Origin of the sequence: Lysobacter sp. MMG2 (genome assembly GCF_016735495.2) — a bacterium.
Classification (GTDB): domain Bacteria; phylum Pseudomonadota; class Gammaproteobacteria; order Xanthomonadales; family Xanthomonadaceae; genus Lysobacter_J.
Map to the genome: position 1 here is coordinate 1 of NZ_JAERQY020000002.1, position 26,601 is coordinate 26,601.

A 26,601-nucleotide genomic window follows, 5' to 3' on the forward strand; every position below is an offset into this window, starting at 1 on the left:
GCCGGCTTCAACCTCTTTCAGGATCCGGACGATCTGTTCCTCGGTGAATTTCGACTTCTTCATGCAGAGCTCCTTCTGGGGAAACTCTACTTCCAACTGGATCGAATTTTCGAGGACGCTACACACCGGGTTACGCAGTTGGGGGGTTTCGCTCACACTGCTATGCGAGTTGACCAATTCCTCTTCAAGCTCGTTCTCATACAAATCTGGCTTGTAGTCCTGCTTGGCCTTCTTCGCAGCCGCGCGACTTTCCGCGCTCTCCGTTGCCCCGTACCACCACAACCATTCTGCGTAATACATCAGGCGATCTCCTCCAATGTGCCAAACAGATCACCCAGCTCATCCTCCATCGACGAGTACAACTTCGTATCGTCACGCAGCCGGTAGCAGCAGCGGTCGCACCATTTCTCCAGTGCGTCATCGTCGAAGATCGCTATCGCGATGGTCGCCACGGTAATGATCACCGTGCCGTAGAACGTCATTCGCCCTAGTAGCAGCATGGCCGCATCGTTGGCGGCCAGGCGGCTGGACAACCCAGCAAGTCTCAAGAACCCTGCTCGCCGCCCAGCATGTTCAGTGGTATCCGCCAGCCACTTAAACAGCGGTCCAGCAACAGCGAACGCCGCGCCGCCTTGACCGAGGATTAGCGCGCCGGTGGCAAGAACACGAACCGTATATGCAGTACCAAGGGCCGACTTGCTCTGACTGAAACTCTTGCTTGCATCCCCCATATCCCACCCAATACTCACCACTCCCGCCACACCCGACAGCGTCGCACCCCACAGCCGGAACCGCCCCAGGCTGATCTGCGCCCCGCGATGGGCCACGCTGTCCTTCGCGGTCGTGGCCAGCACATGCTCGGTGCCCACCGCCAGCAGTTCGTGACCGGCGCCCGCCGCAGCCAGCCCACCGGCAACAAATTCCGACCAGAACCGTCCCGGGCTCTGCTCCTCGTACTGGCGCCCCTGCATCAGCAGCAACCCGGCTTGCAGGAACAACAACACGCCTCCCGCACGCACCTTGTAGAAGTCGTTCTTGTGCGCGTTGGTCACGTTGTCGACGAAGCGCTTTTCCAGGGCTCGCATCACCGGCTGCCGCACGCGACCCGGGGCCGGTGCGCGTCCAGCCCGGGCGTGCTCGGCCAGGCGCATCTCCACCGCTTGCGGGCCCAATAGCGCCGCCAGCAGCACGCTCATGCAGTGGTTCAGGGCTCTGTCGGCGAAGTTCGGCGCGCTCGTGCGCAACACCTGCCGGCCCAGGCTGCCCACCCATGCCAGCGCACCAGCCTTCTGCACCGGTGAGTAGGTCGACACCGTGTCCAGGTAAGCGTCCGCCGCGCCGAACTGCGTCAACAGATCGCTCGATTGCTTCAGCGCGCTCTGCATCGCATCCAGGGTCTGGCCGACCGTGTCCGGCGGCTTCGCCCGCTCGATCGTCTGCGCCAGCGCCTGCTGGATGTGCGCCTGGTTCAGCGTGATCCCACGCAGCGCCAGGTTGGGACGATCGGTCTGCGGGGCGCTCCACCACGCGTCCAGCAGCTTGGCGCCGTCCGCGTCGCCGTCCAGGCCCATCACGCACAGCCCGGTCTGGTGGGCGAAGCACCAGCCGCTACCGGTGTCGGCGTCGTCGTAGGCGTCCAGCGCGTTGTGCAACTGCGCGCTTTGCAGCCACGTCCGATGATCCGGCGCGCGCCTGTCGGCCAGTTTCTGCGCGGCTTCGCCCTGCTGCGCGAACAAGTCCAGGTTGCTCCGCATCCGGTCGGTCTTCACCGACTTGGCGTAGCGGGTCTCGAATACGCGCGCGTATTCGCCCGCTTCCATCTTCTGCCGGTACTTCGCCGTGACGACCTGTGCGTGCTCGTGCAGGTACGCTTCGGCCTGTTCGTTCCAGGTGCGCTCCTCTGCATCGTTCAGCACCGCGCCACGGCCGCGCGCTATGCCCGGGTCCATCACGCGGGCCCGCTCGATGTCGATCTCGTGCTGGCTCGCGATCGCCGCACGCCGCTGCTGGAACAACTCGCGCACCTGGCCGAACGCCTGCGCCGTGGTCACCAGCCGTTCGTTGCTGACGCCGGCCTTGTTCTCGTACTCCAACCAGTCCTTCAGTTGCTCGGTCGCCGCATTGCGCCAGGCGTTCAACTCCTGTGTGATGCCGATCGGGTCGTGCAGCACGATGCCCATCTGCACCGTCGTCGCGGGCGGCAGGAAGCGGTCGTCCAGCGGATACAGCTGCTTGCGCAATGCCGCTTCGGCTTCGGCGGCGAACGGCGGCCGCGCTTCACCGGGCGCGGAATACGGCACGACGACTTTGCCGGTGCGAAGGCGGTAATCCAGCACCATCTCGCCGATCTGCTCCGATGCCAGCGTGTCCAGGTGCGGTTTGTACTTGTTGGCCTGCTGACGCACGTTGAGCCACTGCAGGGTGTCGCGCAGCGCGGACTCGGTGCGGTAACGCTCCTGCATGACCGACGTCAGCGGGTCCGGCGTGTACAGCAGGCGCACTTCCTCGTATTGGTCCGGGGCGCCAAATTCGAGCGTCGCGCCGATCTGCGATTTTCCGCTCCCGTCGGGCGCCTGCCGCTGCAATGCCTGATGCATCCCTGCCAACGCATTGGCCGGCGGCGGCGCATCCGGGTGGTAGGTCCACATGCGGCCGTTGTCGCCCATCTGCATCGGCTTCACATGCCACTGCCCACGTTGCTTGTGGAACACATACAGGTAGCCGGCGCGCAGCGTGCGTACCACGTAGCGGGCGCGCTGCAGGCGGGGCAGTCCCAGGGCCAGCTGCGCCGGCAGCAGCGGCAATCCGGCCTGCGCCGGGTCGTTCTCGTCCAGCCCCACCACGGCATAACGCAAGGGCAGCACCACCAGCGGTGGGGTACATCCGGTGCGCGATGTGTTCAAACATCCCAGCCGGTCGGCCTGTTCGAGGTAGGCACGCATTTGTTCGTGATTGGGGGTATCCATGGGGGCGCCTCAGTTCATGGTCATCAGGGTCTGGGCCAGACGTGCACCGCCCGCCTGCGCAGCCGCCAGCGCCTGCGGCCATCGCGGCAGACGCTCGGGAGCGGCAGGTTGCGTCAGACACCACAACACGTAGTCGAAACGATCCTCTTCGCGCGTCAGGCCATGGACGCTCACTTGGCTCAACAGGTGGGCCACCTGGCTCAAACGCTCGCCGGGGCAGTCGACGGCGAACACCGACGGCGTGAACTGCTCCAGACTGTGCAATATCAGGTGGGCTTCAAGATCGTCGCCGAGCAACGCACTCCACAGTGCGGGATCGGGATGCAGCGGCGGCAACGTGACCGGCTGCGGTCGCGCCAGGCCGCGATGGCTGCGCCATGCGGCGCGGTTGTCCTGCGGTGACGGCACGCGCCACCACCACACGACCAGTGGGGCGAAGAAGGCCTGCGACCAGGCGACATCGCGCCGGGACAACGCGTCGAGTACATGCGGGACGTGGTAACGCAGTAGGTAGTCGTCGCCGTCCGGGCCCATCATGCGGTTGGCCTGCGCCAGATGTTGCGCCAGTTGCTCCGGCGGGCACGTCGACACCAGCCAGCCGCACAGCGCGGGTTGCAACGCATGGCGGGCGAGGGAGTTCAAGGCCTCCAGCTCGTCGAGGTTGTCGCCGCCGCGCGCATCCCAGGCGACCAGCATCGGGCCGTGCTCGCGCAGATTGGTGTACTCCGGCTGTGTCAGCAGCGGATGCAGCGAAACCTTTGGGTTGGCGTGCAACTGCTCGCATTGGGGCGGCGACAACACACCGGCCTCGATCAGAAGCGCCGGGCGCGACTGCGGGTGTTCGACCAGATCGACATTGAGGCGGCTGCGCAACGTGCTCATGCGCCACCTCCAAACTTCACCACGCCTTGCCGGGCGGCAATCGCCTTGAGCAGGCATTCCAGACAGATGGGTTCTTTCGGCGAGCCGCTGATCGCAAAGTTGTTACCGGCGCCACCGCCTTCTATCCTCACCGGTCCTTTGAGGCGAATTTCAAGCGCCTCGACGCGGATTCCGCTGCCGTCGATCGTGATCGTGCCGCCAGGACCGCGCAGGACAATACGCTCGGCTCCGTCCAGTTCAGACAGTTGTGTGCGTTGCGTGATGGCCTCGCCCGCTTCAACAGTGATACGTCCTTGGACGCGATGCTCGTAATGCCCGCCGGTTTCGGCTTTGCGATCGGTTGCGGTCTTTTCGATGCGGACGTTGCCGATGTCTTCGATCAGGTCCTTGGCGATGGTGACGTGGCGGCTGCGGCCGATGTCGATGACGTGGTCGCGGCCCAGCGTCTCGCGGCGGTCCTGACCGATGCTCAGCGTCTCATCGTTGCCGACCGATTCCTTGCGGTCATGACCGATGGCGATGGCTTCGTCGTTGCCGACGTCCTCGCTGCGGTCATGCCCCACCCTCGTCGTCTCGTCGTGCTCGACGACGATGTTCTGGTCCTTCTGCGCGTGGACGAAGATCTCTTCCTGTCCGGCTTCGTCTTCGAAGCGAAGCTCGTTGTAGCCCTCGCCCTTGTGCGTCTGCGTCTTGAATGTCGTGCGTGTCTTGTGGTGCGGCAGCTCGTACGGGGGACGGTTCGCAGCGTGATAGGCACGGCCGGTGACGATGGGCTGGTCCGGGTCACCTTCCAGGAAGCTGACGATCACCTCGTGCCCGATGCGCGGCAGCGCCATGAAGCCGTACATCGTGCCGGCCCAGCCCTGGCTCACGCGTATCCAACAGGTTGCGTTCTCCCGCGGGCCTTGGCGATCCCAGGGGAACCAGACCTGGACACGGCCGTGTTCGTCGCAGTGGATCTCCTCACCTTCGGGGCCGACGACGTGCGCGATCTGCGGGCCGTCCACGACCGGGCGCGGCGCGGGTTCCGGTTTCCAGTCGTAATGCGCCGGGACCACGGTGGCCTCGAAGCGATAACGTGTGCCGTGCTCGGCGCCAAAGCCGTCGGCTTCCTGGCTGGTTGCCTGTTCACCCGCATGGCGCATGGACACGACGCGCCAGCGGTCATTCAAACGGGCCGTCGGATGGCCGGCCAGGTCGAACGCCAGACCCGGCCACAGGCGGGCATCGTCGCCCTCGATCCGCGCATGCTCGGCTGCGTTGCGCAGGCCCGACAGGCGGGTGCGTGTGAACGGTTTGCCGGCTTCATCGCGCTTGTAGCGATCGGCGTAATCGTAGTGTTCGTAATCGCCAATGGCGTTCTCGGAGGCCCATGCCTTGGCCTGGTGCTCCAGGTCGTATCGGGGATTCTTGAAGGTGTACTCCCGGCTCGTGGCGCGCGTCGGCGCGAGCTGCCGGCGATAGCCGAAGTGCCACAGGTGTGGGCCGGGCGCGTCGCCCGCCGGAGCGGGTTGGTAGAGCACCGTGCCCTCAAGCGCCGGCGCGCTATCGATCTTGTCGCTCAGCACCAGGGTGGATTGACCATTGACGACTTCGTGCCAATGGACGATGCCTTCTTCGGTCGCCAGCCGGTGCAGGAACGCGCTGTCCAGCTCCCGGTACTGGACGGCATATTCCCGGGCCTCATGGTGGCCGACATAGGCGGTGCGCGTGCCGACCACGCGATGTTCCTTCAACAGCGTCGCCAGGATCTCGGTCGCGTTGACCTGCTGGAAGATGCGGCTGTTATGCCTCAACGCGAGTCGCGCGAGCGGCGATTCGACGACGGCGCGATAACGGGTGCGTTGGAAACCCGTTTCGTCCGTCTCGAACGCGGTGACGATACCGACGACGGTGCGTTCGGCGATGCCGTCACGCTCTATGGTGAAGGTGGCCTCGTGGTCCAACAATGTGTTGGTGTCGATGGCGTCGTTGAAGCTGGACAGGTCCAGTTCCAGTCGGAAAGGCTGAGAGACACTTTCCTCCAGTTCAAACCGGACGACATCCAGGTCGGGGCCGTCGGGGACGGCGAGTCGAAAGCGAAGGTCCGACTGCATCGGCATTGCGATCATCCATGGAGGCAAGGGCCAGAATGTGCGTGGTGATCAGCACGCTGCTCAACACGAAAGAGTCTTCGGTGCGTGCCGCTCGAGTTCGTTCCCCATCTTCTGAGCGCACACACGTACGCAGCATGTCCGGCCTTACTCGATCGCAATGCTCATCGCCTCGACGAACGTTCGCGATGCAGGCTGGTCGCGGCCCGTCTCGGGGTGAAGTAGGGAGCAGACGCGGGGGCTGACTCCAGGTGCTCGCCAAGGTCGGGGCGCCGTGGCCGCCGAACGATGCAACTTTGTGAACCTGAACGCAGCGGCCGACCGCGCTTTAGCGAGCGAAGGCTCAAGGACGCAACGTGGTGATCGCCGCCGTGGAGGCGCTGCCGGGCTAACGGCTGCCGTCGTCCTGCGTTTCGTCGGCGAGGCCCGCGCCCAGCCCCATGCCGAGGCCGCCGGCGGCCAGCCCGCCGCCCATGCCGCCGCCCATGCCGCCGCCCATTCCTCCGCCACCGCCGCGACCGCCCTGTCGGTCTTCCTTCGCGCCCTCGCCTTTTCCCTTGGTGCTGGACGACGGGCGCGCGGGGCCCTGTCGCGGGATGTCGAGGTTCGCCGGCACGGGATCCAGGTCGAGCACACCGCGGATGAAGTCGCGCAGCGAGACGACGAGTTCGGCCGTGTGCACCTGCCTTCCGGCGACGAGGTCCTCCGCCGCGCGCGCGGCCAGGCGCACCTGTTCGTCGGTGCCCAGCAGCAGGATGTCCGACAGTGCGCCTTCGACCGCATCGCGGATACGGCGCGAGCGGTCCGAGCTCGGCCACGTCAGTTCCGCGCTGCCGGGCTCCACGCCAGGCGTGGCGTCCGTGCCACGCCGTTGCAGGTCGCGCAGGTGGGTGGGATCGACCGCTAGGTTGCCGGTGAAGGAACCGCCCAGCGTCTTGTAGGCCGCGATGAGCGTGCGCAGGCGCTCGTTGATCTGGCGGTTCTCGCGCTCACGTCGTGCCTGCACGATCTGCATCACGATCAGGCGGATGCCCACGCCGATCAGCGTGATCACCGCCAGCCCGATCAGCGTGGACAGCACCGCCTGCCAGGAACTGAAATCCAGGTTGCGCATGGGGCCTCCCGTGCCTGCTTCGGACACGCTAGCGCATCGTGCGCGGGCGTGTCGTGGATGGGGCGACGGCGCGCGCATGAGACCTCCCTCTCCCCTTGCGGGAGAGGGACAGGCCGCCGAAGGCGGCCAGGGAGAGGGGTATGTCCGCATGCACAGCCCCACACCTCACGCCGCCCTAATGCCCCCGCCACCACGATGACGGCCATCGCCACCGCCCGGGGAAGGCCGTCATGATGAGAACGCTCGCCATCGCGCTCGCCTGCAGCACGCTGATCGCCTCGCTTGCTTCGCCCGCCGACGCGCAATCGCGCAAGCAGCCCACGTCGTCCGTCGAGGTCTCCAAACCCGCCGCTTCGCTTCCCGGCCCGACCTACGCCTGGGTGCCGATGCCCGCGCAGCTGAGCGCGGAGTTCGACCAGCGCGTGCAGGACCCGGCACTGCGCGCGCGGCTGGAAGCAGCGTTGAACAAGGCCCTGCAAGCGAAGGGCTATCGCCGCATCGACGACGTGCGCAAGGCCGACCTCGCCTTCGCTTACCGCGTCGGTGTTCGCGATGTGCAGCAGACGAGCGTGAAGGAAACCAGGTCGCAGGGCGGCAGCATCCGCGAGAGCGCGCTGGAATGCGGGCACGGCGGCTGTTCGCAACTGGTCGAACACGGCGCCGGTGGCGTGCCGACGTTCAAGGTGAAGACCGTCGACACGGTCGAGGGCGGCCTGCAGATCGAGGCGATCCAGCCCTCCGACATCCGCGTGCTGTGGCGCGCGCTTTATCGCGGCTCGGTGAAGGCCAAGGGCGCCGGCGCGGTGAACCTGGACACCGTGGCGACGCAGACGCTGGCCTCGTTGCCCAAGGCGCCGTCGAAGTAAGCGCGCGGTGTTGGCGGACGCTCAACCGTCTTTGGATTGGGCGTTCTTCTCGTTTTCCGTGGCCTTATCCACGATGTGCTCGTAGAGCTGCACGAGCTGCGCGCCGAGCGCGTGGAACTCCGGGTTGCGCGCGACGAAATGCTGCCCGTCCTGCGCGTCCTCCAGCGCCCGCTTCATGAAGTCCAGGTCGGCGTCGGTGATTCGTTCGCCGGCATCGACGCGCTTTTTCAGCGCCATCGCGCGCGGCAGGCGGAACTTCACCAGGCGATCGAGCAACGCCTGCAGGGTCGCGGTGTCATCGGGGTGCTCGGACATGAAGGCCGCCTCGTTCGCGGGGGCGTCATTGTGCGCCCCGTGCCGCGATCCCGACTTCACGCGCGTTTCACTGCGAGCGCGCCCGCCTCACTTGAACGGCTGCGCCATCGCCTTCAGCAGACTGTGCTGCTCGTCGTCGCCCGTGAGCTCCCACATGAAGACGCCACGCAGGCCGTGCTCTTTCGCCAGTTGCGAACGCAGGCCGATCGATTCGGGATCTTCGTAACTGACGAACACGCACTCGTCCGCGTTGAACAGATACGGCGTCTGCGCGACGGGATGCCAGTGGCGCTTCCACTTCGGGTTGTCGAGCAGCTTCGCGCGGATCTCGCGCCAGTCGCCGGCGGCATAGGGCTCGGTGTAGGGCCGGTAGAGGCCGTCGTTATCCGCGTCCTTCACACGGAAACCGCGGCCGTAGAACGGCACGCCCAGCACCAGCTTGTCGGCGCTCACGCCGTGCGCGCGGTAGAACTCCACCGCGCCTTCGACGTTGTTGTAACGGCGCAGTTCCGCCGGCAACGGATCCTGCGGCACTTCGCGCAGCGGTGCGTTGAACGTGGACACGGTCGAGAATGCCGTGCCCATGTCGTAGGTCATCAGGTTGATGAAATCCAGCGTGCGGCCCAGCGCGGCGAGGTCGAAACTGCGCGCCGGATCGTAGGGGCCGTCGGACTGCATGCGCCCGGCCGGCAATGCGGCCGTGAGCAGGAATGTCTTTCCGTCCTGCGCGCCCCTCTTGTCGAGCTGGACGCGGAACTCCTGCGCCAGCAGCGTCATGTTGCGACGATCCTCCGGTCGCGCGGTGATCTCCTTCGGCCCGCCGTACACCGGGAATTCCCAGTCGATGTCGACGCCGTCGAAGCTGCCGCGGTGGGTGTCGAAGAACATTGCCATGCACGAGGACACGAAGCGCTCGCGGCTTTCCGCCGTGAGCGCCGCATCGGAGAAGCCACCGGCTTCCCAGCCGCCGATGGAGATCAGCGTGCGCAACTTCGGATGCCGGCGCTTCAACTCCGCCAACGCCTTGAAATGCGCGGCCGCGTCCGGCGCGACCACGCAGCGCCCGTCCTCGATGCGCGCGAAGGCGTAGAACACATGCGTGACGGTGTCGGCGGGAATCTTCGATACCGGATAGCGCGCGGCGGAACCGCCGGGGTAATAGGCGCCGATGATCGGCTCGGCCGCATGGCCGGCGCCGGCCACGCCGGCAAGGAGAAGCGCGATGGCGGCCAGGGTCGGGCGGAGCATGCGGTCGTCTCGTGTGCGGGAGAGCGCCACGATACCCGCCCTGCGGGCCGGTGCACGCTATGCTTTCGGCCAATGCATGGGGATGCGCATGACCGCCTTTGATCCGTCCGAGACGACAACCCTCGAAAAGCAGGCCTACGAGGCCTTCGGCCGCGGCGAACTGACGCTGGCCGCGCAGCAGTTCGGCGAACTGCTTGAACATCAGCCCGACGCCGTGCACCTGCATTACATGAAGGGACTGGCGCACAAGTACCTGCGCGAGTGGTCCGACAGCCTGCACCACAACCTGCGCGCGCAGGCCTTGAAGGGCGGCTTCGACGAAAGCATGGCCTGGAACGCCGGCATCGCCGCCACCGCGCTGGGCGACTGGGCGCAGGCGCGCAACCAGTGGACGCAATGCGGCATCGGCATACCCGAAGGCGACGGTCCCATCGAAAGCGACTTTGGCCTGGTCAGCATCCGCCTGAATGCCTGGGGCCGTGGCGAAACCGTGTGGGCCCGGCGCATCGACATCGTGCGCGCGCGATTGCTCAACGTGCCGCTGCCGGAGAGCGGCCACCGTCTGTTCGACATCGTCCTGCACGACGGCGCCCCCACCGGCCGGCGCCGCACCGGCAACGGCGACCGCACGGCGCCGGTGTTCAACGCGCTCGACACGCTGGCGTCGTCGGAGTTCCGCACGTTCGTGGCCTTCGTGCACTGCGCGACGCCTGAGGATCTCAATGACCTGACCGAGGCCACGCTGCCCGGCATCGGCTACGTGGAAGACTGGACGAGCTCGCTGGTGCACTACTGCCTGCGTTGCAGCTACGGCACGCCGCACGATCACGACGAAACGGGCGAGTCGAAAGCGGACGGATGGAACGCCGAACGCAACCTCGGCATCGGCGCGCAGGGCAAGGCGGCCGTGGTGCGTCTGCTGGAAGAGTGGGTCTCACGCGGGCCGGGACGTCGCATCGACGGCATCGAAACGCCGGATCACGCGCCGCCGGAGCGAGTGGAGAGCCACGCGTGGTGGCGTGGGAACGACGAGGAAGAGGAAGAAGAAGGGACCTAACGCGCTTCGAGAGCCCCACTTCCACCGGTGGCCGAAGGAAGTGCGCTGAGAAGGGGTGGCGTAAGGGCAGTAGGGAGATCTGCCTGAAGATCGCGACCTCCTGAGCTGTCATCCCCGCGAAGGCGGGGATCCAACTTGCAGCACCAGTTCTGCTCTACGGAGAGCATGAAGTTCAGACAGTTGGATGTTCGGCTCCGCCGAAGTGGAGCGGAGCCCGCCTTCGCGGGAATGACAGCGCCTCTTGAAAGCGCCTTCAGCTGTCATTCCTGCATCACGGGTCTTCCCGCGGCCCAGGCCGGCGGGAATCAAGGCTACGCCCACGCCGATCACCCCAACGTCACCGCCCGACCCGTCCGCGCCGACTCGTAGATCGCCTGCATGATCCGAACATCGCGCATCCCTTCCTCGCCGGACACCTTGCTCGGCCGCTGTTCCAGCACGCAACGCGCGAAGTCGTCCATCTCCGCGGCGAACAGGTCGATCTCCGGAAACCGGATCTCCTTGCCGTCGCTGCGACGCCCGTGGTTGCCGTCGTAGAAGAACGCCGGATCGAGTTCGAACCAGCCGCGCTCGGCATTCACACGCAGATTCTGGATGCCGCCCGCCTTGTAGCTGGTGCTGCAATACGCCACGACGCCGCTGGGGAACTTCGTCGTCCACACCATGCTTTCGTCGACTTCGGCGAAGCGGCGAAGATCGGTCTTGGTCTCCTGCGCCGACACCATCACCGGTTCCTCGCCCGTGAGGTAGCGCGTGGCCTGCAAGGCGTAGATGCCCACGTCCATCAACGCACCGCCGCCGGCCAGCGCCCGCTGCAGGCGCCACTGCCCCGGATTGCCCACGTTGATGGCGAACCCCGCCTGCAGGATCGTCGGCTTGCCGAACACCTCCTCGCGCACCAGGCGGATGCACTCCAGGTGATGCGGGTCGTACTGGCAGCGATACGCCGTGCCGAGCAGGCGGCCGGCCTGCTTGCAGGCGTCGATCATCTGCTGGCAGCGCTCGACGGAGATCTCCAGCGGCTTCTCGCAAAACACGTGCTTGCCGGCCTTCGCCGCCGCAATGGTGTGCTGCGCGTGCAGGGCGTTGGGCGTGACGACGTAGACGATGTCGATGTCCGGGTTGTCGGCCATCCGGTGCATCGTGTCGTAGCCGTACACGCTGGTGGCGGGCAGGCCGTACTTCGCCTTCCACGCTTCGGCCTTGGCCGGCGTGCCGGTGACGATGCCCGCCAGCCGGCAATGCTTCGTCTTCGCCAGCGCGGGCGCGATCTGGTGTTCGCTCAGCCGGCCCAGGCCGCACACGGCCACGCCGAGCTTGCGGGCTTCCTGCGCGCGGGCGCGCGTGACGCTCGTGCTGATGAAGGGCGCGGCGGCCAGCGCGACGGCGGTTTCGGTGAGGAACCTGCGGCGGGAAGGATCGGGCATGGCGTGACTCGCTCGAAGAAAGGATCGATGCACTGCCTGCGCGCGACGCCATGCGCCGCGCGTGTAACGCGAACCGCTACCGGTGCGCCAGCGCGTACTCCAGCGCCGCGCACACCGCCGCCGCCTGCGCGGCGTTGCACTGCTCCGGCGTGGCGCGCGGGCTGTCGGGATAGACCTCGGTGGTGGTCTTGTAGCGCGCGTCGGTGACGCCGGCGCACAGGCCGAGCTTGCGCAGCGGGTATTCGATGACGCCCGGTGCGACCACGTCCGATCCGATGATGCGCCCCTGCGCGTCGGCCGGTGCGATGTGCGTGACCTTCGCCACCGCCTCGATCACCGCCTGCTGGAACGCCGGCTGCGGGTGCTCGCTGTCGTCCACCAGGTAGAACCCGTCCGGCACGCCGTCGGGCTGGAAGGGCTTGCCGTCGCGCGCGGCCAGCGCGGGGCGGAACTCGGTCTCGTCGGTGTCGGTGGTCTCGTGCAGGTCGATGTGCAGCAGCACGCGATCGCGCACCGGCGCGACCAGGCGCATCAGGGCCGCCGATTCCTGCGCCGGGCTGTCGTCGCGGAAGGAACGGTTGGGGTCGATCGCATCGGGATTCCAGCGGTGGATGCGTTCGTAACCCCACGGACTGATGCACGGCGCCACCAGCAGGTTCGCCCGGCCGGCGAACTCCCTGGCGTGCAGCGCCACGAACCGCAGCGCGCCGTGCACGCCGCTGGTCTCGTAGCCGTGCACGCCGCCGGTGACCAGGGCGACGGGAAGGGCGTCGTCCCAGTCGCGGTTCCTGATTGCCAGCAGCGGGAAGTGCTCGTCGCCGTAGTCCAGCCGGCCGTACTCGACCACGTCGAAGTCCGCGCGCAGGCCGTCGATGGCCCGGACCACCTCGTCGGCATAGCTGCGCTGGCGCACCTGCCGCGCCAGCCACGCCGCCTTCTCCGCGGCGCCCCAGGGCGTTCCGGGTGTGCCGATGGGATACGGGATGACAGTCATGGTCATGGCGCGGAAACACTCGGTAGCAGGGCGAGGCCGCACTTTAGCAGGCGCGCCGATGCAAACCGCCGGTTGGCATCGGACCAAAGGTTGCGACCGAAACCGTCCGGCCATCGACAATTCCGGCCGGCCGCGTCGCCCCTTCACGTCAGACAAAGTCACATTGCCACTCTCTTTGCATCACCGGCAACTAGCGCCAGTTCACTCGGGGAAAGCGCAATGCCGAAGCGTTACATCATCGTCGTCGGTGACACCACCACCGCGGGCGGGCAGACGATCGAAGGACTGCCCGATGTCCGGGTCGCGTGCACGGACGGCGGCCTGCGGGCGGTGACCTGCCCCGGACACGCCGTCACCTGCGGCCAGTGCGGCCGCACCACGGTATTGGAGGGCGCCATCTACTTCGGCAACCTCCGGGTCGCTTATGACGGCGCGGCGCTCGCCTGCGGCCATCGCCTGGTGTCGCGCAAGCAGCGGCTGGTGTCGGTGGAAGTGGCCGAGGAAAACACGGCGTCGGACACGACCGGGCCGTCGTGAGGGAACGGCCCTGATCGCGGGCCGAGCGCACACGTCCCGCCATCACCGCATCGCATACCCCACCAGGCGCCACGCGTCGTCTTCGTCCAGCCTCAGGGTGACCCGCTCGTCGCAGGTCCTTTGGCCGGCGAAGGTGGTGCTGAACATCACCGCCACGTAGAGTCCCGGCGGATTGCCCTGCGCATCGCCCGCGCCGACGTGGTAGCGGACGACCTCGGACCACTGGCGCGAGACGGGCGCGATCATCGGCCGCCCCGAGTCGATGATCGCTTCATGGAACGCGCCCGCGTCCAGCACCTGCCGCCCCACGGACGAAGCCCGCTGCCAGACCTGGGTGGCGTTACCGCCGTCGATCATCTCGACGAGGCGGGTGGCGGCGTTGACGATGCTGCCGCAGTCGATGTCGTTCATGGGCGCCCGTGTGCACGCAGGTGGGATGGCAATGCCCGTGCGAGCGAGATCCGCAGCACGGCCGTGCAGCATGCCCATGCGCGACAGGCGACTCCATGAGAAATGTCCGGAGTCCAAACCAGGACACGCGGCAGTGGCGTGCGCTACGTCACCCCCGCCAGTTCGCATGCCCCCGCCAGAACTCCACGCTGCGCAGATACGCCTCACGATCGATTGGCACGCCGGAGCCGCCCTCTTCCACGCCCAGCGCGTTGCGCAGCATCGTGATCGGCGCCATCGGGGTCTCGACGGGTTCGGCCGTGTACATGCAGCCCACGACACCCCAGTCGGCGGTGGTGTGCGTGCCCTCCTTCGCCAACTGCTCGCGGCTGTAGAGGATCACGACGAGGTAGTCCGCCACGGGCGGTTCCAGGCCTTCGAACCAGCGCACCAGCACCGGCAGTTCCTCGCGCGTGCGGGCCTCGTAGTCCGAACGCAGCAGGTGGCGGTTGGCGTCGGTGATCGGCACCGCCAGGCAGCGCGTGGAGGTCCAGTTGCGGTGCACGTGCAGCTTGCAGAACGGCGCGTAGCCGTCGAGCACCTTCAGCGGCGTCACGTCGTTGAGATGCCGCTCGAACTCCTCCGGCGTGCAGTCCTGGATCGTGTTGCGCCGCGGCTCGCGCGGGAACAGGCGGGTGCGGGCGAAGTCGGTGAGGATGATGGACATGGGCGGGAGGTTAGGCGGCGATGACGCATTATCGGTCACGGGCGCGGGCGGCCTCAGCTCACCCACACGCCCTTTTCCGCGACGACCCGCCAGCCCTGCGCCGAGCGCTCGAGGCGAAGCATCATTCCGACCGCGCACAGCGGCCCGCAGTAGTGGGCCACATAGATCAGCGCAACGCTCCGGTCCTCGCTCAGTACCGGGCGCGTGATTTTCATGAACCCCTTGGTGTCGGGGAAGTCGCGATGGAACCGTGGCCATCCGTCCCAGGCGCCCAGGTTTTCCAGATCGCTCCGGCGCACCGGCGCGGTGCCCGGAATGCCCGACAGATCGAGCGGAACGCGCGCTACGTTGGCCCGCGCCAGATCGTCGAAGAGCGCGCGCGACACGAACCCGGCCAGTGCCTTGGGCGGCGCATCCACGAGGTGGTCATCGCACCGGATTCCGGGTGCGTCGCCGAGGCACAGCGATTCATCGACCAGCAACAGCAGGCGCGCCGACGCAGGCGCCGGTGCCTCCTGTGCATCCGTCGGAGGAGCAGGCTCGCCCGCGAAATCGACCGCTTCCAGCACGGCCTGGACAATGGCGCGTGTTTCCTCCGCCGTCGCAATGACGGGCCCCGCTCCGCCCGATTCCGGAGCAACGGCCGGCACCGTCCCTGCCGCGGCCGACCACGCAAGCGCGATCAGCAGCGCGCACCGACCCAGACGGCGCCTCGCGTTCGCGCTGCACTTCCTTGCCTGACCGCCCTCGGACACGCCCTGCCCTGCCTCGTCCATATCGCCTCCTGCGCCTGATCGTGGACGGATCATGCCAAAGAAGCAGGGCCGCGCGGGGCAACTCGATACCGCTCGTTACAGTTCCGGCGTCGACTCCGCGATGACCTTCATCGCTTCCTCCGCCCGCCGTTGCTGCTCGCGCACCTGCGCGGCGGAGGGGCGCGATGCCACCGTCGTCGCACAGTGGTCGATGTAGGTGCCGGACGGCGCATCGATCACTTCGTGGCAAGGGTTCGGGGCCGTCGATGTCGCGGCCGTCTTCGCAACGGGGGGCGCTGCGGGCGCTGCGACCGCTGGTGGCCGCGCTGGGGTCAGTGCGCTCTGCAGCGTGCGCCATACGAACAGATAAAGCACCAGCATCAAGGCGAGGAACAACGCCGCCCCCAGCAGCTTGACCGCGATCACCGCCGCAATGCTGCGCGTGGCGGTGCGCCGCCCTCTTCCACCGCTGCCGTAGCGAATGCGGTCTTCGGCGGCGGACAACAGGCGCTCGCCGACGCGTCGCGCCATCGCGGAACCCACCCCATCGACGCCGCCCATGCGGACGTCGAACGCCGGCGCGGGCTCGCGGATCGGGCCCAGCATCATGCGCAGCTCGTTACCGTCGATCAGCTGGACGTGACCGAGCTTCGTGGCGGCCTCGATCGCGGCCTTGGTGAACTCGCCGCTGCTGGCCAGGATCGCGCCCGTCGCGCCGTGGTTGACCATCAGGCCCAGCAGCTCGTGCACCGCGTTGTGCGGCACCTTCATCGCGTTCCAGTGCTTGCATTGCACGACGATGAACTGCTCGTCGCGACGCAGCTTCAGGTCGATGCCGCCGTCGGTCTTCGCGCCCGTGGCGCCGGTGCCGACATGCTCGACCTCATAACCCTCGCTGCGGTAGTACGCGGCGAGCAGCACTTCCAGTTGGTCCCAGCCGACCCGCGTCAGCGCATCGCTGCGGCGGTGGCTCACAGGCTTGAGTCCGTTCATTCCGCCCCCTGCGGAAGTCCTTGGTGGCGATGATCTTAGCGCCCGGGTCGCGCCCGCACCCAGCCGATGCAGCCCGCTTCGCAACTTTGAGTCGCCCGGCCCGCCACTGCGCGCAGGCGCATCGCCGTCAGTTGCCGCCAGCGAAGAAGTTCGCGCCTTCGCCGCCGCGCAGCGGATAGGCCCATCCGAGCTCGATTTCGATGTTGACGAACCAGGTCAAGCGGATGCGCACGCCCAGGCCCACATCGGCGTAGGGCGAATCGTCGCGCAGACCTTCGCGATCGTCGCCGGAACCGCCGACTTCGACGAACGCCAGCAAGCGCAGCCAGTTCCACTTGATCGGACGCAGATACTCAACCGAGCCGTAGTAGTAGCGATCGCCTTCGAGGAAATCCGAGTCGTAGCCGCGCATGCGCCCCGAACCGCCCAGCGAGAACTCGTTGCGGCTGCCGGGCCCGCCGGTCAGCACGCCGGCGCTGCCCAGCACGTGCAGCGTCTGGTGCGGTGTGTCGCCGAGCGCGTTCGACTGGAAGTAGTTCACGGTGGTGCGCGTGTAGTCGTAGTCCGAACCCAGGCCTTCGCCCGCCGCTTCGATGCGCGCGGAGAATCGCCGACCCGTGTCGCTGTAAATGTGGTAGCGCAGGTCGTCGAACGTCGCCGTGCCGACCAAGGCGATGGCCTGGCCGTCGGGCGGCGGCGCGAACTCGCCGGACACGTCCTGCCGTTTCCAGAACAGTCCGCCGCCGACGATCCAGCCATCGCGCGGGCGCCCCGTGCGCAGGTCGCGCGTGGCGATCACTTCGACCTGCTCGAAGGTTTCGTCGAACGTGTCGTCGGTGACCTCGTTGGTGAGCGGGTCGATCACCGGCGTCTCGCGGTCGATCCACTCCAGCCGCGTACGCAGTTCGTACGGACTGTCGAAAATGTACGGCGCGCGGTAGCTCAGCTGCACGCTGGTTTCCTTGCGCCGGTCGCGCTCCTCGGGGAAGTCGCCCTTCTCCGCCGTGATGTCGAGCCGATGGTTGAGGCCCCACACGTTGTCCCAGCGCAACTGCGCGCCGTAACTGACGTCGCGATCGGAGCTGGCGTCCAGGCGCGGAATCGGCAGCAGGAAATACTTCTCGCGCATCTTCAGTTCCAGCGCCACACCGCCCGGTACGGGATGCGTGGTCGCTTCGACCTGGCGGAACAGCCCCAGATCCTGCACCGCCTGGCGGCCGTCTTCGATCGCGACAGGGTCGGCGACATCGCCCGATGCCAGCGCGAGTTCGCGCAGGATCACCTTGTCGCGCGTCTTGTCGTTGCCGACGAGGCGGATTTCGACGATGCGGGGCTGTGACGCGTCCGCTTCCTGTGCCCATGCCGTCGGTGGAAGCACACCGTTTGCAAACGTGAATGCGAGCAACGCCGACGCGGCTGACTTCACGCTGCGGCGCATCACGGTGGGCGTGCCGCGCTTGCGGCCATCCTGGTGCCCGACGCTGAGCATTCACGGCCTCCGGGAGGCCACGGGGCCGTCGACCTGGCCCGTCGCGCGGAGTGTACGCCGCGAGGGGTTATGGCGATGCCGCGATGCTCGACGGCCACGCAGGTGCGAAGTGGCGCGTATCACCCACCCTTCCGCGCCGGCGCCGCCTCCGCGCCGATCCAGCCCGCCGCATTCCGGTACGCGCCCGCTACGTGTGCCAAAGTACGCGCCCCCACCGAGGCACCCCCATGAGCGATCCCGTCCGACTCTCCAAGCGCGTGGCCGAACTGGTCGGGTGTTCGCGCGCCGATGCCGAGCACTACATCGAGAACGGCTGGGTGCGGGTGGACGGCCACGTCGTCGAGGCGCCGCAGCACCCGGTGACGGACGAACGCGTCGAACTCGATCCGGACGCCGTGCTGGAAGCGCCCGAGCCCGCCACTGTGCTGCTTCACAAGCCGGTTGGTTTCGATGCGATCGCCGGCCATCAGCCGGCGGCCGCGCTGGTCACGCCGGACACGCGCTGGGCCGACGATCCGAGCGAAGTGCGCCCGCTGCGACGCCATCTGGTTCGTCTGACGCCACTGGTGCCGCTGGAGACGCAGGCCAGCGGGCTGATGGTGCTGACCCAGGACGGCCGCGTGTGGCGCCGGCTCACCGAAGACGCCGCGCAGATCGAGCAGGAGTACGTCGTCGAGGTCTCCGGCGAGATCGCGCCGTACGGCCTGCGCCGCCTCAACCACGGCCTGCGTTACCAGGGGCGCGAGCTGGCGCCGTGCAAGGTCAGCTGGCAGAACGAATTCCGCCTGCGTTTCGCCCTCAAGGACGTGCAGCCCGGGCAGATCCCGGACATGTGCGCACAGGTGGGCCTGCAAGTGGTGGCGATGCGGCGCCTGCGCATCGGCAAGGTGTCGCTGGCGAAGATGCCGCCCGGCCAGTGGCGTTACCTGCCGGTGGGCGTGCGGTTCTAGCGCGAAGCCGCGTCAGTCGCCGCGCACGCGCATCGTCAGGCCCTTCAGGAAGTTGCGCAGCAGCTGGTCGCCGCACGGGCGGTAATTGGGATGGCCCGGCTGGCGGAACAGCGCCGTCAGTTCCGGCTTGGACACCGGCCAGCCCGCGGATTCGAACACCGCGTGCATGTCGACATCCTTCAACTCGAACGCGACCCGCAGCTTCTTCAGCACCACGTTGTTGGTGACGCGCTTCTCCGGCGGGCGCACCGGCAGGCTTTCATCGCGGCCACGGCAGTACACCACCAGCCCGTCGAGGAACCGCGCGAGCACGGCATCGCTGCAATCGGCGTAGTCGGGATCGTCTTCGCGGCGCAGGAACGCCTGCACGTCGGCCTTGTCGAGCGTGAATGCCGGATCGGCCAGCTGGGTGATCTCCACGACCCGCTGATCGCTGAGGTCCAGCATGTAGCGGATGCTGCGCAGAACGTCGTTGGTGATCATGGGGCTTGGAGCGATTTGCTGCGTGGGGCGACCAGTTTAGGGCACTGCGCCGTGACGGGGCGTCCGCTCGACTTAACCGCGCTACGGCGCCTGAAGGCCCGAATCGGTCGCCGACAGCAGGGCCCGGCCTCTGGTCACCAGAGCGTCTGAGACGTCCCTTCGTCGCAGCGCCGTTCTCAGCTTTGCCTTGAAAAAGACGTCGTCGCCCGCTGGCAGGCCGGAGTAGCGAAACAGCTCCAGCAGGTGGACCAACGCGTCCTGCTCGCCCGCCATGTACGCGCGCTTCATCACCGCGAACGCATCGACCAGTTCACCGCGTTGAATCTTGTTGAGCCCGATGTTGTAGAGGGCACACATGTTGTTCTGCTCAGCCGCCCGCTGGTACCAGAGGTCCGCGTCCGCCGGGTCCAGCCAATGGAAGTCACCGTGTTCGATCGCGTAGCCGATGGCGACCTGCGCATCGGCATTCCCCTCATTGGCGGACCGGAGGAACAGATCGTAGGCGAGTCTGACGTCGCCCTGCTCCATCGCCTCCCAGGCTGCGCTCCACGTTTCGTGTGCATTGCTCATCGTCTGCTTCCTGCTACCCGCGTGATGAAGATCGGCGGGTCATCGAATCCGAGGTGCATCGATCTGCGTAGGTTATGCACCCTTCTGCGCATGCCACGCCTTGAGCAACTCCGCTTCCTGCTCGCGAGTAAGGCCAGCGCGCAGCGTCGCCTGGCGTTCGGCCGGTTGGCTGCGGAACCAGGCCATCAGGTCGGTGACCGTGGTTTCGAGTGGGCGGTAGGTGAGCCCGGCCTGGATCGCACGCGCATTGCTGACCGCGCCGTAGCCCGCATACGGACCGCTCTTTCGCGACACCCAGATGGGCAATTCCGGAACCTTCTTCTCTTCCAGGAATTCCGGCGTGACATGCGTGTATTTCGGCTTTCCGCCCGTGACCTTCTGGCAGGTGCGCAACATCGCGTCCATCGTCAACGGTTGTTCCGGGCCGACGGCATTGAAGGCGCCCAGCGTGCCCGCCTCCGCCAGACGGATCATCCATTCGCCCAGATCGCGGCCGTCGATGACCTGCACGGGGTCGAGGCCATCGCCCGGCACCAGCATTTCGCCGCCCTGCGCGACGCGGTGCGGCCAGTAGGTGAAACGATCGGTCTCATCGCGCGGGCCGACGATGTAACCCGGACGCACGATCGTCACGCGCTTGCCGAATTGCTTGTGCGCTTCGGCCTCGCTCAGTGCCTTGAGCGGGCCGTACAGGTTTTCGATGTCGGCGCGCAGCGACTCCTGCGTTTCGGCCATCGCGTCTTTGCCCTTGTAGACGGCGAGCGCATCGTCCTCGTCGATGCCGGGCTTGCTGCCGTCGGCATACACCGAGATGGTGGAGATGAAGAGGTAGTGCCCGACGTTTCCGGCCAGCACCTTGCCGGCGTCGCGCACCCAGAACGGCAGGCTGGTGGGGTTGTCGATGCACACGTCCCACTTGCGCCCTTGCAGCGACTTGAGGTCGCCCGTGTTGCGATCGCCGAACAGCTGCTCTACCTCTCCCGGCCACTCCGGAGTCGGCTTCTTGCCGCGATTGAACAGCGTCACCTTGTGCCCGCGCGCCAGCGCGTAGTTCACCTGGAACGGCCCGGTGAACCCGGTGCCGCCGAGGATGAGGATGTTCAGCGGCTTGGCCGCCTTCCCCACGGGCTTGTTGCCCTGCGCGAATGCGAACGACGGCAGCGCGGCCGCGGCGGCGGCAAGTGCGCTGAACTTGAGCAGGTCACGGCGGGTGGTCATGGAAAGGCTCCAGGCTGAGCGGGCGGACCGGCAGGCGCCCTGCCCTTCGGCTGGCCTTCTGCGGGTGCAAACGCAGTAACTCTAATTCGCCCCGGCGTGGGGGCGTCAATGTGTCGATGTGCACGGTTGGTAGGCCGGGTGAGGCCGACGTTTCACTCGATCGCTCGTACGCGCCCTTGCGCCAGACATGTCGGCCGACGCCCCCCGCCACTTCGGCGCCTGCGCTTGAACCCTTCGACCAACGGAACAACGAGCCAAACAGATCCGGCAACAACCGCCAGGGACAGCACGTACCACTCCGATGGAACCCACCGTTGAAGCGGAATGGAGGCCAGCAGCACCGAAAAGAAGCAAAGCACAGCAACAGCGGATCTCGTCATCACGGTCTTAGTCGTAGCGAATTTCGCGCACATCTTCCTTACGAATCGGATGAGTCGGCGATATGGACTCAAGCACCGCGCGGTTTCGTCCCACTTACCGACTCGCGCTGGCCGAGTCGCCTATGTAGAGCGATCGCACCTCATCCCAACTCTGCTTCGGCAGAGCGACATGCACGCGTTGCCGCTCACTTTGCAGTGTCGATAGGTTGCGGCAAGCGAAGTAGATCTGGAGGTGTTTGTGCGAACAAGGGCTCTTGTGGCGGCGTCCGCTGTCGCTCTGGCTGCGCTGGCCGCGGTCTACTTCTACAGCCTGCGCGGCGTGGACGCAGTAGCGCCGTATGCCACGCAGACCTCGGCGCGACTTCCGGATTCGAAGTCGAACGAAAGGTCCACCGGCGATCTCGGCCAGGAGCCGCAGGCGAACCCTCCTGTCCAGCGGCAGAAGGCGGCGCACTACACCCCGCTTTCCAACCTGACGCCGATACTCGGTGACGCCGCGCAAGTCATCGATGCACTGACTCCGGCAGCGAAGTCCGGAGATACATCGGCCGCGCTCGCGATCTTCGTCAAAGCCAACGATTGCAGGCTACGTACCGAGGCCGCGAAGCGAAACGCGCCGAGTTCAACGCCGACCGCGCTGATTCCGCCGGATTGCCAAAGCCTGGCGCCGGAGGACTACACGGCCGCCGGCCAATGGCTTGAGGCCGCCGCCGATGCCGGCAACGTGGATGCGCAATTCCTCTATCCGGCGAGCGCGGAGGGCGTGCTCGGCCCGCCCGTCGATTGGCTCCGGCATCCCGAAGCGGTCGCGAATTTCAAGCGCAAGGCGATGGCCTACATGAACGCGAATGCGGCCAAAGGAAGCATCGACGCCCTGCTCGACCTGTCGAACGCCTATGAGTACGGCGTGCTGACGGAGCGCGATCCGGTCAAGGCGCTCGCCTACTACCGGGCGGTCGAGCTGTCCGACGGCAACGCGATTTCGCAACGCTCGCTCGCCTACCTGAAACAGAACCTCTCCCCCACCGATGTAACCAACGCAGAAAACCTAGCGAGGTCGATCCATGCCAATTGCTGTGAATAGAAAGTTCAAATGCATTGCCGCGCTTGCACTCCTTTGCATCGTCGTCGCCGGCGCATCCTTCGCCGCGTTCGCCGAATGGAGGCGCGGCCCGTTCTTCTGCGGTACGTGCCTGCTCCGAAACCCGATGCCAGACCCTGCAACGCGTGCATCCATCGACGACAACCTGGCACCTATTGATACACCGACGAGCTGCACGGTCTTGATAAGCTGGACATCTTTAATAAGCGTCGTCAACTGCCAAGAGGCTGCACCGAGCGCGGCCATGAGCACCCACTTGGTAAGGCCGTCTTTCGCGTCGCGCCGTTCGATGTGATCCAAGTACTCCTTCAAAAAATCCGAACTCACTCTACTCCCCTCTCCCTGTCTAATCGGTTGAAAAAAGACCCGCCGAAGCGGGCCTTAAAGTTACATATTCCGCCGGTACTCCCCACCGACGTCATACAACGCATGACTAATCTGCCCGAGGCTGTGCGTCTTCACCGCCTCCATCAAACTGGCAAACACATTGCGGCGCTCACGGGCGGTCGCCTGTAGCGACTTCAGCCCCTCAACCGCAAACCCATTCCGGTTGCCCTGATACCCGGCCACGTTATCAATCTGCTGCCCCTTCTCGCCTTCGGTCGAGCGGATCAGTTCGATCTCGGTGACGATGTCGCCGCCGTGGTCCTTGGGCAGGAAGGTGTTCACGCCGATCAGCGGGAGGCTGCCGTCGTGCTTCTTGTGCTCGTAGTACAGGCTTTCTTCCTGGATCTTGCCGCGCTGGTACATGGTGTCCATGGCGCCCAGCACGCCGCCGCGTTCGCTGATGGCTTCGAATTCCTTGTAGACGGCTTCTTCGACGATGTCGGTGAGCTTGTCGACGATGAAGCTGCCCTGCCAGGGGTTCTCGTTGAAGTTGAGCCCCAGCTCCTTGTTGATGATCATCTGGATGGCGACGGCGCGGCGCACGCTTTCTTCCGTCGGCGTGGTGATGGCTTCGTCGTAGGCGTTGGTGTGCAGGCTGTTGCAGTTGTCGAACAGCGCGTACAACGCCTGCAGCGTGGTGCGGATGTCGTTGAACTGGATTTCCTGCGCGTGCAGCGAACGGCCGGACGTCTGGATGTGGTACTTCATCATCTGGCTGCGCGCGGAAGCGCCGTAGCGTTCGCGCATGGCGCGGGCCCAGATGCGGCGGGCGACGCGGCCGATGACGGTGTATTCCGGGTCCATGCCGTTGCTGAAGAAGAACGACAGGTTGGGCGCGAAGTCGTCGATCTTCATGCCGCGCGCGAGGTAGTACTCCACGATGGTGAAGCCGTTGCTGAGCGTGAAAGCCAGCTGGCTGATCGGGTTCGCGCCGGCTTCGGCGATGTGGTAACCGCTGATGGACACCGAGTAGAAGTTGCGGACGTTCTTGTCCACGAAGTACTGCTGGATGTCGCCCATCATGCGCAGGGCGAACTCGGTGCTGAAGATGCAGGTGTTCTGCGCCTGGTCCTCTTTCAGGATGTCGGCCTGCACGGTGCCGCGCACGGTGGCCAGCGTCTGCGCCTTGATGTTGGCGTAGGTTTCGGCATCGACGATCTGGTCGCCGGTGACGCCCAGCAGGCCCAGGCCGAGGCCGTCGTTGGTTTCGGGCAGCATGCCGCTGTATTCGGGACGCTTGCGCCCTTCGAACATTTTTTCGATCTTGTCGTGCGCTTCGTCCCAGCGGTGCTGGTCGGCGCGCAGGTACTTCTCGACCTGCTGGTCGATGGCGGTGTTCATGAACATCGCCAGGATGATCGGCGCCGGGCCGTTGATGGTCATCGACACCGAGGTGCTGGGCGCGCACAGGTCGAAGCCGGAGTACAGCTTCTTCATGTCGTCCAGCGTGGCGATGTTGACGCCGGAGTTGCCGATCTTGCCGAAGATGTCCGGGCGCACGGCGGGGTCTTCGCCGTAGAGCGTGACGCTGTCGAACGCGGTGGACAGGCGCGCGGCCGGCTGGCCGACGGACAGGTAATGGAAGCGGCGGTTGGTGCGCTCCGGCGTGCCTTCGCCGGCGAACATGCGGATGGGGTCTTCGCCGGTGCGGCGGTACGGGTACACGCCGCCGGTGTACGGGTAGTAGCCCGGCAGGTTTTCCTTCTGCAGGAAGGTCAGCAGTTCGCCCCAGCTCTTGTAGGTGGGCGCGGCGATCTTCGGGATCTTCTGGTGCGACAGCGATTCGCGGTAGTTCTCGACGCGGATGGTCTTGTCGCGGACCTGGTATTCGTTGACTTCATCCGTGATGGATTTGAGGCGTGCGGGCCAGTCGCGCAGGAGCTTCAGCGCTTCGGACGTGAGCGACTGGACGGCGTCGTTGTAGCGCTGGCGGAGGGTGAGGAGGGTGCGGTCGACGGGCTGTCCTTCGACTTCGCCCTGCGGGCTACGCTCAGGGCGAACGGTGTCGTTGAGAAGGTGCGCGGAGTCGTACAGATCCAGCGCCTTCGGCAGCGCGCCATCGCCCAGGTCATGCAGCGACTGCCAGTAGCTCTGCGCGCGGTCGGCGGTCTCGGCTTGCGTTTCGATCTTCGCGTTGATGCCGCGACCCTGCTCGGCGATCTCGGCGAGGTAACGCACGCGGGCGCCGGGAATCAGCACGGTGGCGCGCGGTTCCTTCAGCGAGGTGTCGAGTTCCGGCGTCCACTTGTCGGCCGGCAGTTGCAGCTTCTCGCGCAGCAGGCGGCACAGGTTGGCGAACATCCAGCTGATGCCGGGGTCGTTGAACTGGGAGGCAATGGTCGGGTAGACCGGGACGTCTTCGTCCTTGGTCTGGAAGGCGACGCGGTTGCGCTTCCACTGCTTGCGCACGTCGCGCAGGGCGTCTTCGGCGCCGCGCTTGTCGAACTTGTTCAGCACGACGAGTTCGGCGAAGTCGAGCATGTCGATCTTCTCCAGCTGGCTCGGCGCGCCGAAGTCGCTGGTCATGACATACATGGGGAAATCGACGAGGTCGACGATTTCCGAATCGCTCTGGCCGATGCCGGCGGTCTCGACGATGACCAGGTCGTAACCCAGGCCCTTGAGGAAACCGATGCAGTCCTTCAACACCGTGTTGGTGGCGGCGTGCTGGCGGCGCGTGGCCATCGAACGCATGTAGACGCGCTTGGAGCGCAACGAGTTCATGCGGATGCGGTCGCCCAGCAGCGCGCCGCCGGTGCGGCGACGCGTGGGGTCGACGGAGATCACGGCGATGCGCATCTCCGGGAAGCTGGCGAGGAAACGGTTGAGCAGTTCGTCGGTGACCGACGACTTGCCGGCGCCGCCGGTGCCGGTGATGCCGACGACGGGCGTCTTGCCGCCGGCCAGCTGCCACTGCTTGCGCAGGTGCGCGAGTTGGGCTTCGTCGAACACGCCTTCTTCGATGGCGCTGAGGGTGCGGCCGATGCTGATTTCGTCATCGATGGCGGCGGTCTTGTCGGGATGCTCGGCGGACTTGCGGCCCTCGCCGGCGCGACGGATGACGTCTTCGATCATCGCCACGAGGCCCATGTGCATGCCGTCGTTGGGGTGGTAGATGCGTTCGACGCCGTAGGACTGGAGTTCGCGGATCTCTTCCGGCGTGATGGTGCCGCCGCCGCCGCCGAAGACGCGGATGTGGCCGGCGCCGCGTTCCTTCAGCATGTCGACCATGTACTTGAAGTACTCGACGTGGCCGCCCTGGTAGGACGACAGCGCGATGCCGTCGGCGTCTTCCTGCAGCGCGGCGCGGACGACGTCTTCCACCGAACGGTTGTGGCCGAGGTGGATCACTTCCGCGCCCTGTCCCTGGATCAGGCGCCGCATGATGTTGATGGCGGCGTCGTGCCCGTCGAACAGGCTGGCGGCGGTGACGAACCGCAGCGGGCTGGTCTCGGTCTGGGCTTCAGGGAGGTTGGTCGCGGGGGTGCTCATGGACGCTCGAAATACGGAAACGGTCGAATCCGTATTGTAGCCCGAGGGGGATTAGGGGCTTGTTGTGCGGCGCGGGAGCGGCCCCGTCCGATAGGTCGTTCGTCCGTCCGGATTGCCGTCATCCCGGCGAAGGCGGGACCCAGGCCCGCGCCCCTTTCGCGCTGTC

At 66.3% G+C, this 26,601-nt stretch carries 23 protein-coding genes; 5 read left to right on the plus strand and 18 right to left on the minus strand.

Annotated elements, in window-relative coordinates; translation table 11 throughout:
• From JI752_RS07945 to JI752_RS07965, 5 genes are all read right to left on the minus strand, one after another.
• Nucleotides 1-300, minus strand: a 300-nt coding sequence (locus JI752_RS07945) for a hypothetical protein (RefSeq protein ID WP_216961926.1), incomplete at its 3' end; no start/stop codon positions are given.
• Nucleotides 300-2,942, minus strand: a complete 2,643-nt coding sequence (locus JI752_RS07950) for a T6SS effector BTH_I2691 family protein (RefSeq protein ID WP_216961928.1) — start codon at nucleotides 2,940-2,942, stop codon at nucleotides 300-302. The genes JI752_RS07945 and JI752_RS07950, both read right to left, overlap by 1 nt.
• A gap of 33 nt (nucleotides 2,943-2,975) precedes the next feature.
• Nucleotides 2,976-3,848, minus strand: a complete 873-nt coding sequence (locus JI752_RS07955) for a DUF4123 domain-containing protein (protein ID WP_216961930.1) — start codon at nucleotides 3,846-3,848, stop codon at nucleotides 2,976-2,978.
• Nucleotides 3,845-5,959 (minus strand): type VI secretion system tip protein TssI/VgrG, encoded by a 2,115-nt coding sequence (gene tssI / locus JI752_RS07960; protein WP_216961933.1) that lies wholly within the window; start codon nucleotides 5,957-5,959, stop codon nucleotides 3,845-3,847. The genes JI752_RS07955 and tssI overlap by 4 nt, the downstream gene beginning before the upstream one ends.
• Before the next feature lie 370 nt (nucleotides 5,960-6,329).
• Nucleotides 6,330-7,055, minus strand: coding sequence for a hypothetical protein (locus JI752_RS07965; RefSeq protein ID WP_216961937.1), 726 nt, complete (start codon nucleotides 7,053-7,055; stop codon nucleotides 6,330-6,332).
• Between the two features lie 230 nt (nucleotides 7,056-7,285).
• Here JI752_RS07965 and JI752_RS07970 point away from each other — a divergent pair, with 230 nt between their 5' ends.
• Nucleotides 7,286-7,921, plus strand: coding sequence for a DUF4136 domain-containing protein (locus JI752_RS07970; protein ID WP_216961940.1), 636 nt, complete (start codon nucleotides 7,286-7,288; stop codon nucleotides 7,919-7,921).
• Nucleotides 7,922-7,942: 21 nt separating this feature from the next.
• On the opposite strand, the gene JI752_RS07975 is transcribed toward JI752_RS07970, so the two are convergent.
• On the minus strand, nucleotides 7,943-8,296 hold the full coding sequence (locus JI752_RS07975; protein WP_216961943.1) for a hypothetical protein: 354 nt from the start codon (nucleotides 8,294-8,296) through the stop codon (nucleotides 7,943-7,945).
• A gap of 27 nt (nucleotides 8,297-8,323) precedes the next feature.
• The gene (locus JI752_RS07980; RefSeq protein WP_216961946.1) at nucleotides 8,324-9,484 is read right to left on the minus strand and encodes a glycoside hydrolase family 18 protein; all 1,161 of its coding nucleotides are present in this window, start codon (nucleotides 9,482-9,484) and stop codon (nucleotides 8,324-8,326) included.
• 88 nt (nucleotides 9,485-9,572) lie between these two features.
• On the opposite strand from JI752_RS07980, the gene JI752_RS07985 reads away from it, so the two are divergent.
• Nucleotides 9,573-10,541, plus strand: a complete 969-nt coding sequence (locus JI752_RS07985) for a hypothetical protein (RefSeq protein ID WP_216961948.1) — start codon at nucleotides 9,573-9,575, stop codon at nucleotides 10,539-10,541.
• Between the two features lie 326 nt (nucleotides 10,542-10,867).
• Here JI752_RS07985 and JI752_RS07990 read toward each other — a convergent pair whose 3' ends face one another.
• A complete protein-coding gene (locus tag JI752_RS07990) occupies nucleotides 10,868-11,968 on the minus strand; it encodes a Gfo/Idh/MocA family oxidoreductase (RefSeq protein WP_216961951.1) in 1,101 nt (366 codons plus the stop codon).
• Between the two features lie 76 nt (nucleotides 11,969-12,044).
• Complete coding sequence (locus tag JI752_RS07995) at nucleotides 12,045-12,968, minus strand: M14 family metallocarboxypeptidase (protein ID WP_216961954.1); 924 nt, start codon at nucleotides 12,966-12,968, stop codon at nucleotides 12,045-12,047.
• A 213-nt stretch (nucleotides 12,969-13,181) separates the two neighbouring features.
• Here JI752_RS07995 and JI752_RS08000 point away from each other — a divergent pair, with 213 nt between their 5' ends.
• A complete protein-coding gene (locus tag JI752_RS08000; protein WP_216961957.1) occupies nucleotides 13,182-13,499 on the plus strand; it encodes a PAAR domain-containing protein in 318 nt (105 codons plus the stop codon).
• 42 nt (nucleotides 13,500-13,541) lie between these two features.
• Here JI752_RS08000 and JI752_RS08005 read toward each other — a convergent pair whose 3' ends face one another.
• From JI752_RS08005 to JI752_RS08025, 5 genes are all read right to left on the minus strand, one after another.
• Nucleotides 13,542-13,910 carry a DUF4019 domain-containing protein gene (locus JI752_RS08005; RefSeq protein ID WP_216961960.1) on the minus strand — a complete coding sequence of 123 codons (369 nt, stop codon included), beginning with the start codon at nucleotides 13,908-13,910 and terminating at the stop codon, nucleotides 13,542-13,544.
• 148 nt (nucleotides 13,911-14,058) lie between these two features.
• On the minus strand, nucleotides 14,059-14,616 hold the full coding sequence (locus tag JI752_RS08010; protein WP_216961962.1) for a DUF3228 family protein: 558 nt from the start codon (nucleotides 14,614-14,616) through the stop codon (nucleotides 14,059-14,061).
• Between the two features lie 53 nt (nucleotides 14,617-14,669).
• Nucleotides 14,670-15,392: a hypothetical protein gene (locus tag JI752_RS08015; RefSeq protein WP_216961965.1), complete on the minus strand. Its 723-nt coding sequence runs from the start codon at nucleotides 15,390-15,392 to the stop codon at nucleotides 14,670-14,672.
• Nucleotides 15,393-15,467: 75 nt separating this feature from the next.
• The gene (locus JI752_RS08020) at nucleotides 15,468-16,364 is read right to left on the minus strand and encodes a restriction endonuclease (protein ID WP_216961967.1); all 897 of its coding nucleotides are present in this window, start codon (nucleotides 16,362-16,364) and stop codon (nucleotides 15,468-15,470) included.
• A gap of 127 nt (nucleotides 16,365-16,491) precedes the next feature.
• Entirely contained in the window at nucleotides 16,492-17,853 is a 1,362-nt protein-coding gene (locus JI752_RS08025) for a BamA/TamA family outer membrane protein (protein ID WP_216961970.1), read from the minus strand.
• Between the two features lie 227 nt (nucleotides 17,854-18,080).
• Here JI752_RS08025 and JI752_RS08030 point away from each other — a divergent pair, with 227 nt between their 5' ends.
• Complete coding sequence (locus JI752_RS08030; protein ID WP_216961971.1) at nucleotides 18,081-18,803, plus strand: rRNA pseudouridine synthase; 723 nt, start codon at nucleotides 18,081-18,083, stop codon at nucleotides 18,801-18,803.
• Between the two features lie 12 nt (nucleotides 18,804-18,815).
• Here JI752_RS08030 and JI752_RS08035 read toward each other — a convergent pair whose 3' ends face one another.
• The 3 genes from JI752_RS08035 to JI752_RS08045 form a co-directional block, all read right to left on the minus strand.
• Entirely contained in the window at nucleotides 18,816-19,286 is a 471-nt protein-coding gene (locus tag JI752_RS08035) for a DUF1456 family protein (RefSeq protein ID WP_216961973.1), read from the minus strand.
• An 81-nt stretch (nucleotides 19,287-19,367) separates the two neighbouring features.
• Entirely contained in the window at nucleotides 19,368-19,856 is a 489-nt protein-coding gene (locus JI752_RS08040) for a hypothetical protein (protein ID WP_216961975.1), read from the minus strand.
• A 72-nt stretch (nucleotides 19,857-19,928) separates the two neighbouring features.
• The gene (locus JI752_RS08045; RefSeq protein WP_216961977.1) at nucleotides 19,929-21,074 is read right to left on the minus strand and encodes an SDR family oxidoreductase; all 1,146 of its coding nucleotides are present in this window, start codon (nucleotides 21,072-21,074) and stop codon (nucleotides 19,929-19,931) included.
• Nucleotides 21,075-21,710: 636 nt separating this feature from the next.
• Here JI752_RS08045 and JI752_RS08050 point away from each other — a divergent pair.
• The gene (locus JI752_RS08050; protein ID WP_216961979.1) at nucleotides 21,711-22,538 is read left to right on the plus strand and encodes a hypothetical protein; all 828 of its coding nucleotides are present in this window, start codon (nucleotides 21,711-21,713) and stop codon (nucleotides 22,536-22,538) included.
• Between the two features lie 405 nt (nucleotides 22,539-22,943).
• On the opposite strand, the gene JI752_RS08055 is transcribed toward JI752_RS08050, so the two are convergent.
• Complete coding sequence (locus JI752_RS08055) at nucleotides 22,944-26,435, minus strand: methylmalonyl-CoA mutase family protein (RefSeq protein WP_216961992.1); 3,492 nt, start codon at nucleotides 26,433-26,435, stop codon at nucleotides 22,944-22,946.
• Nucleotides 26,436-26,601 lie beyond the last annotated feature (166 nt).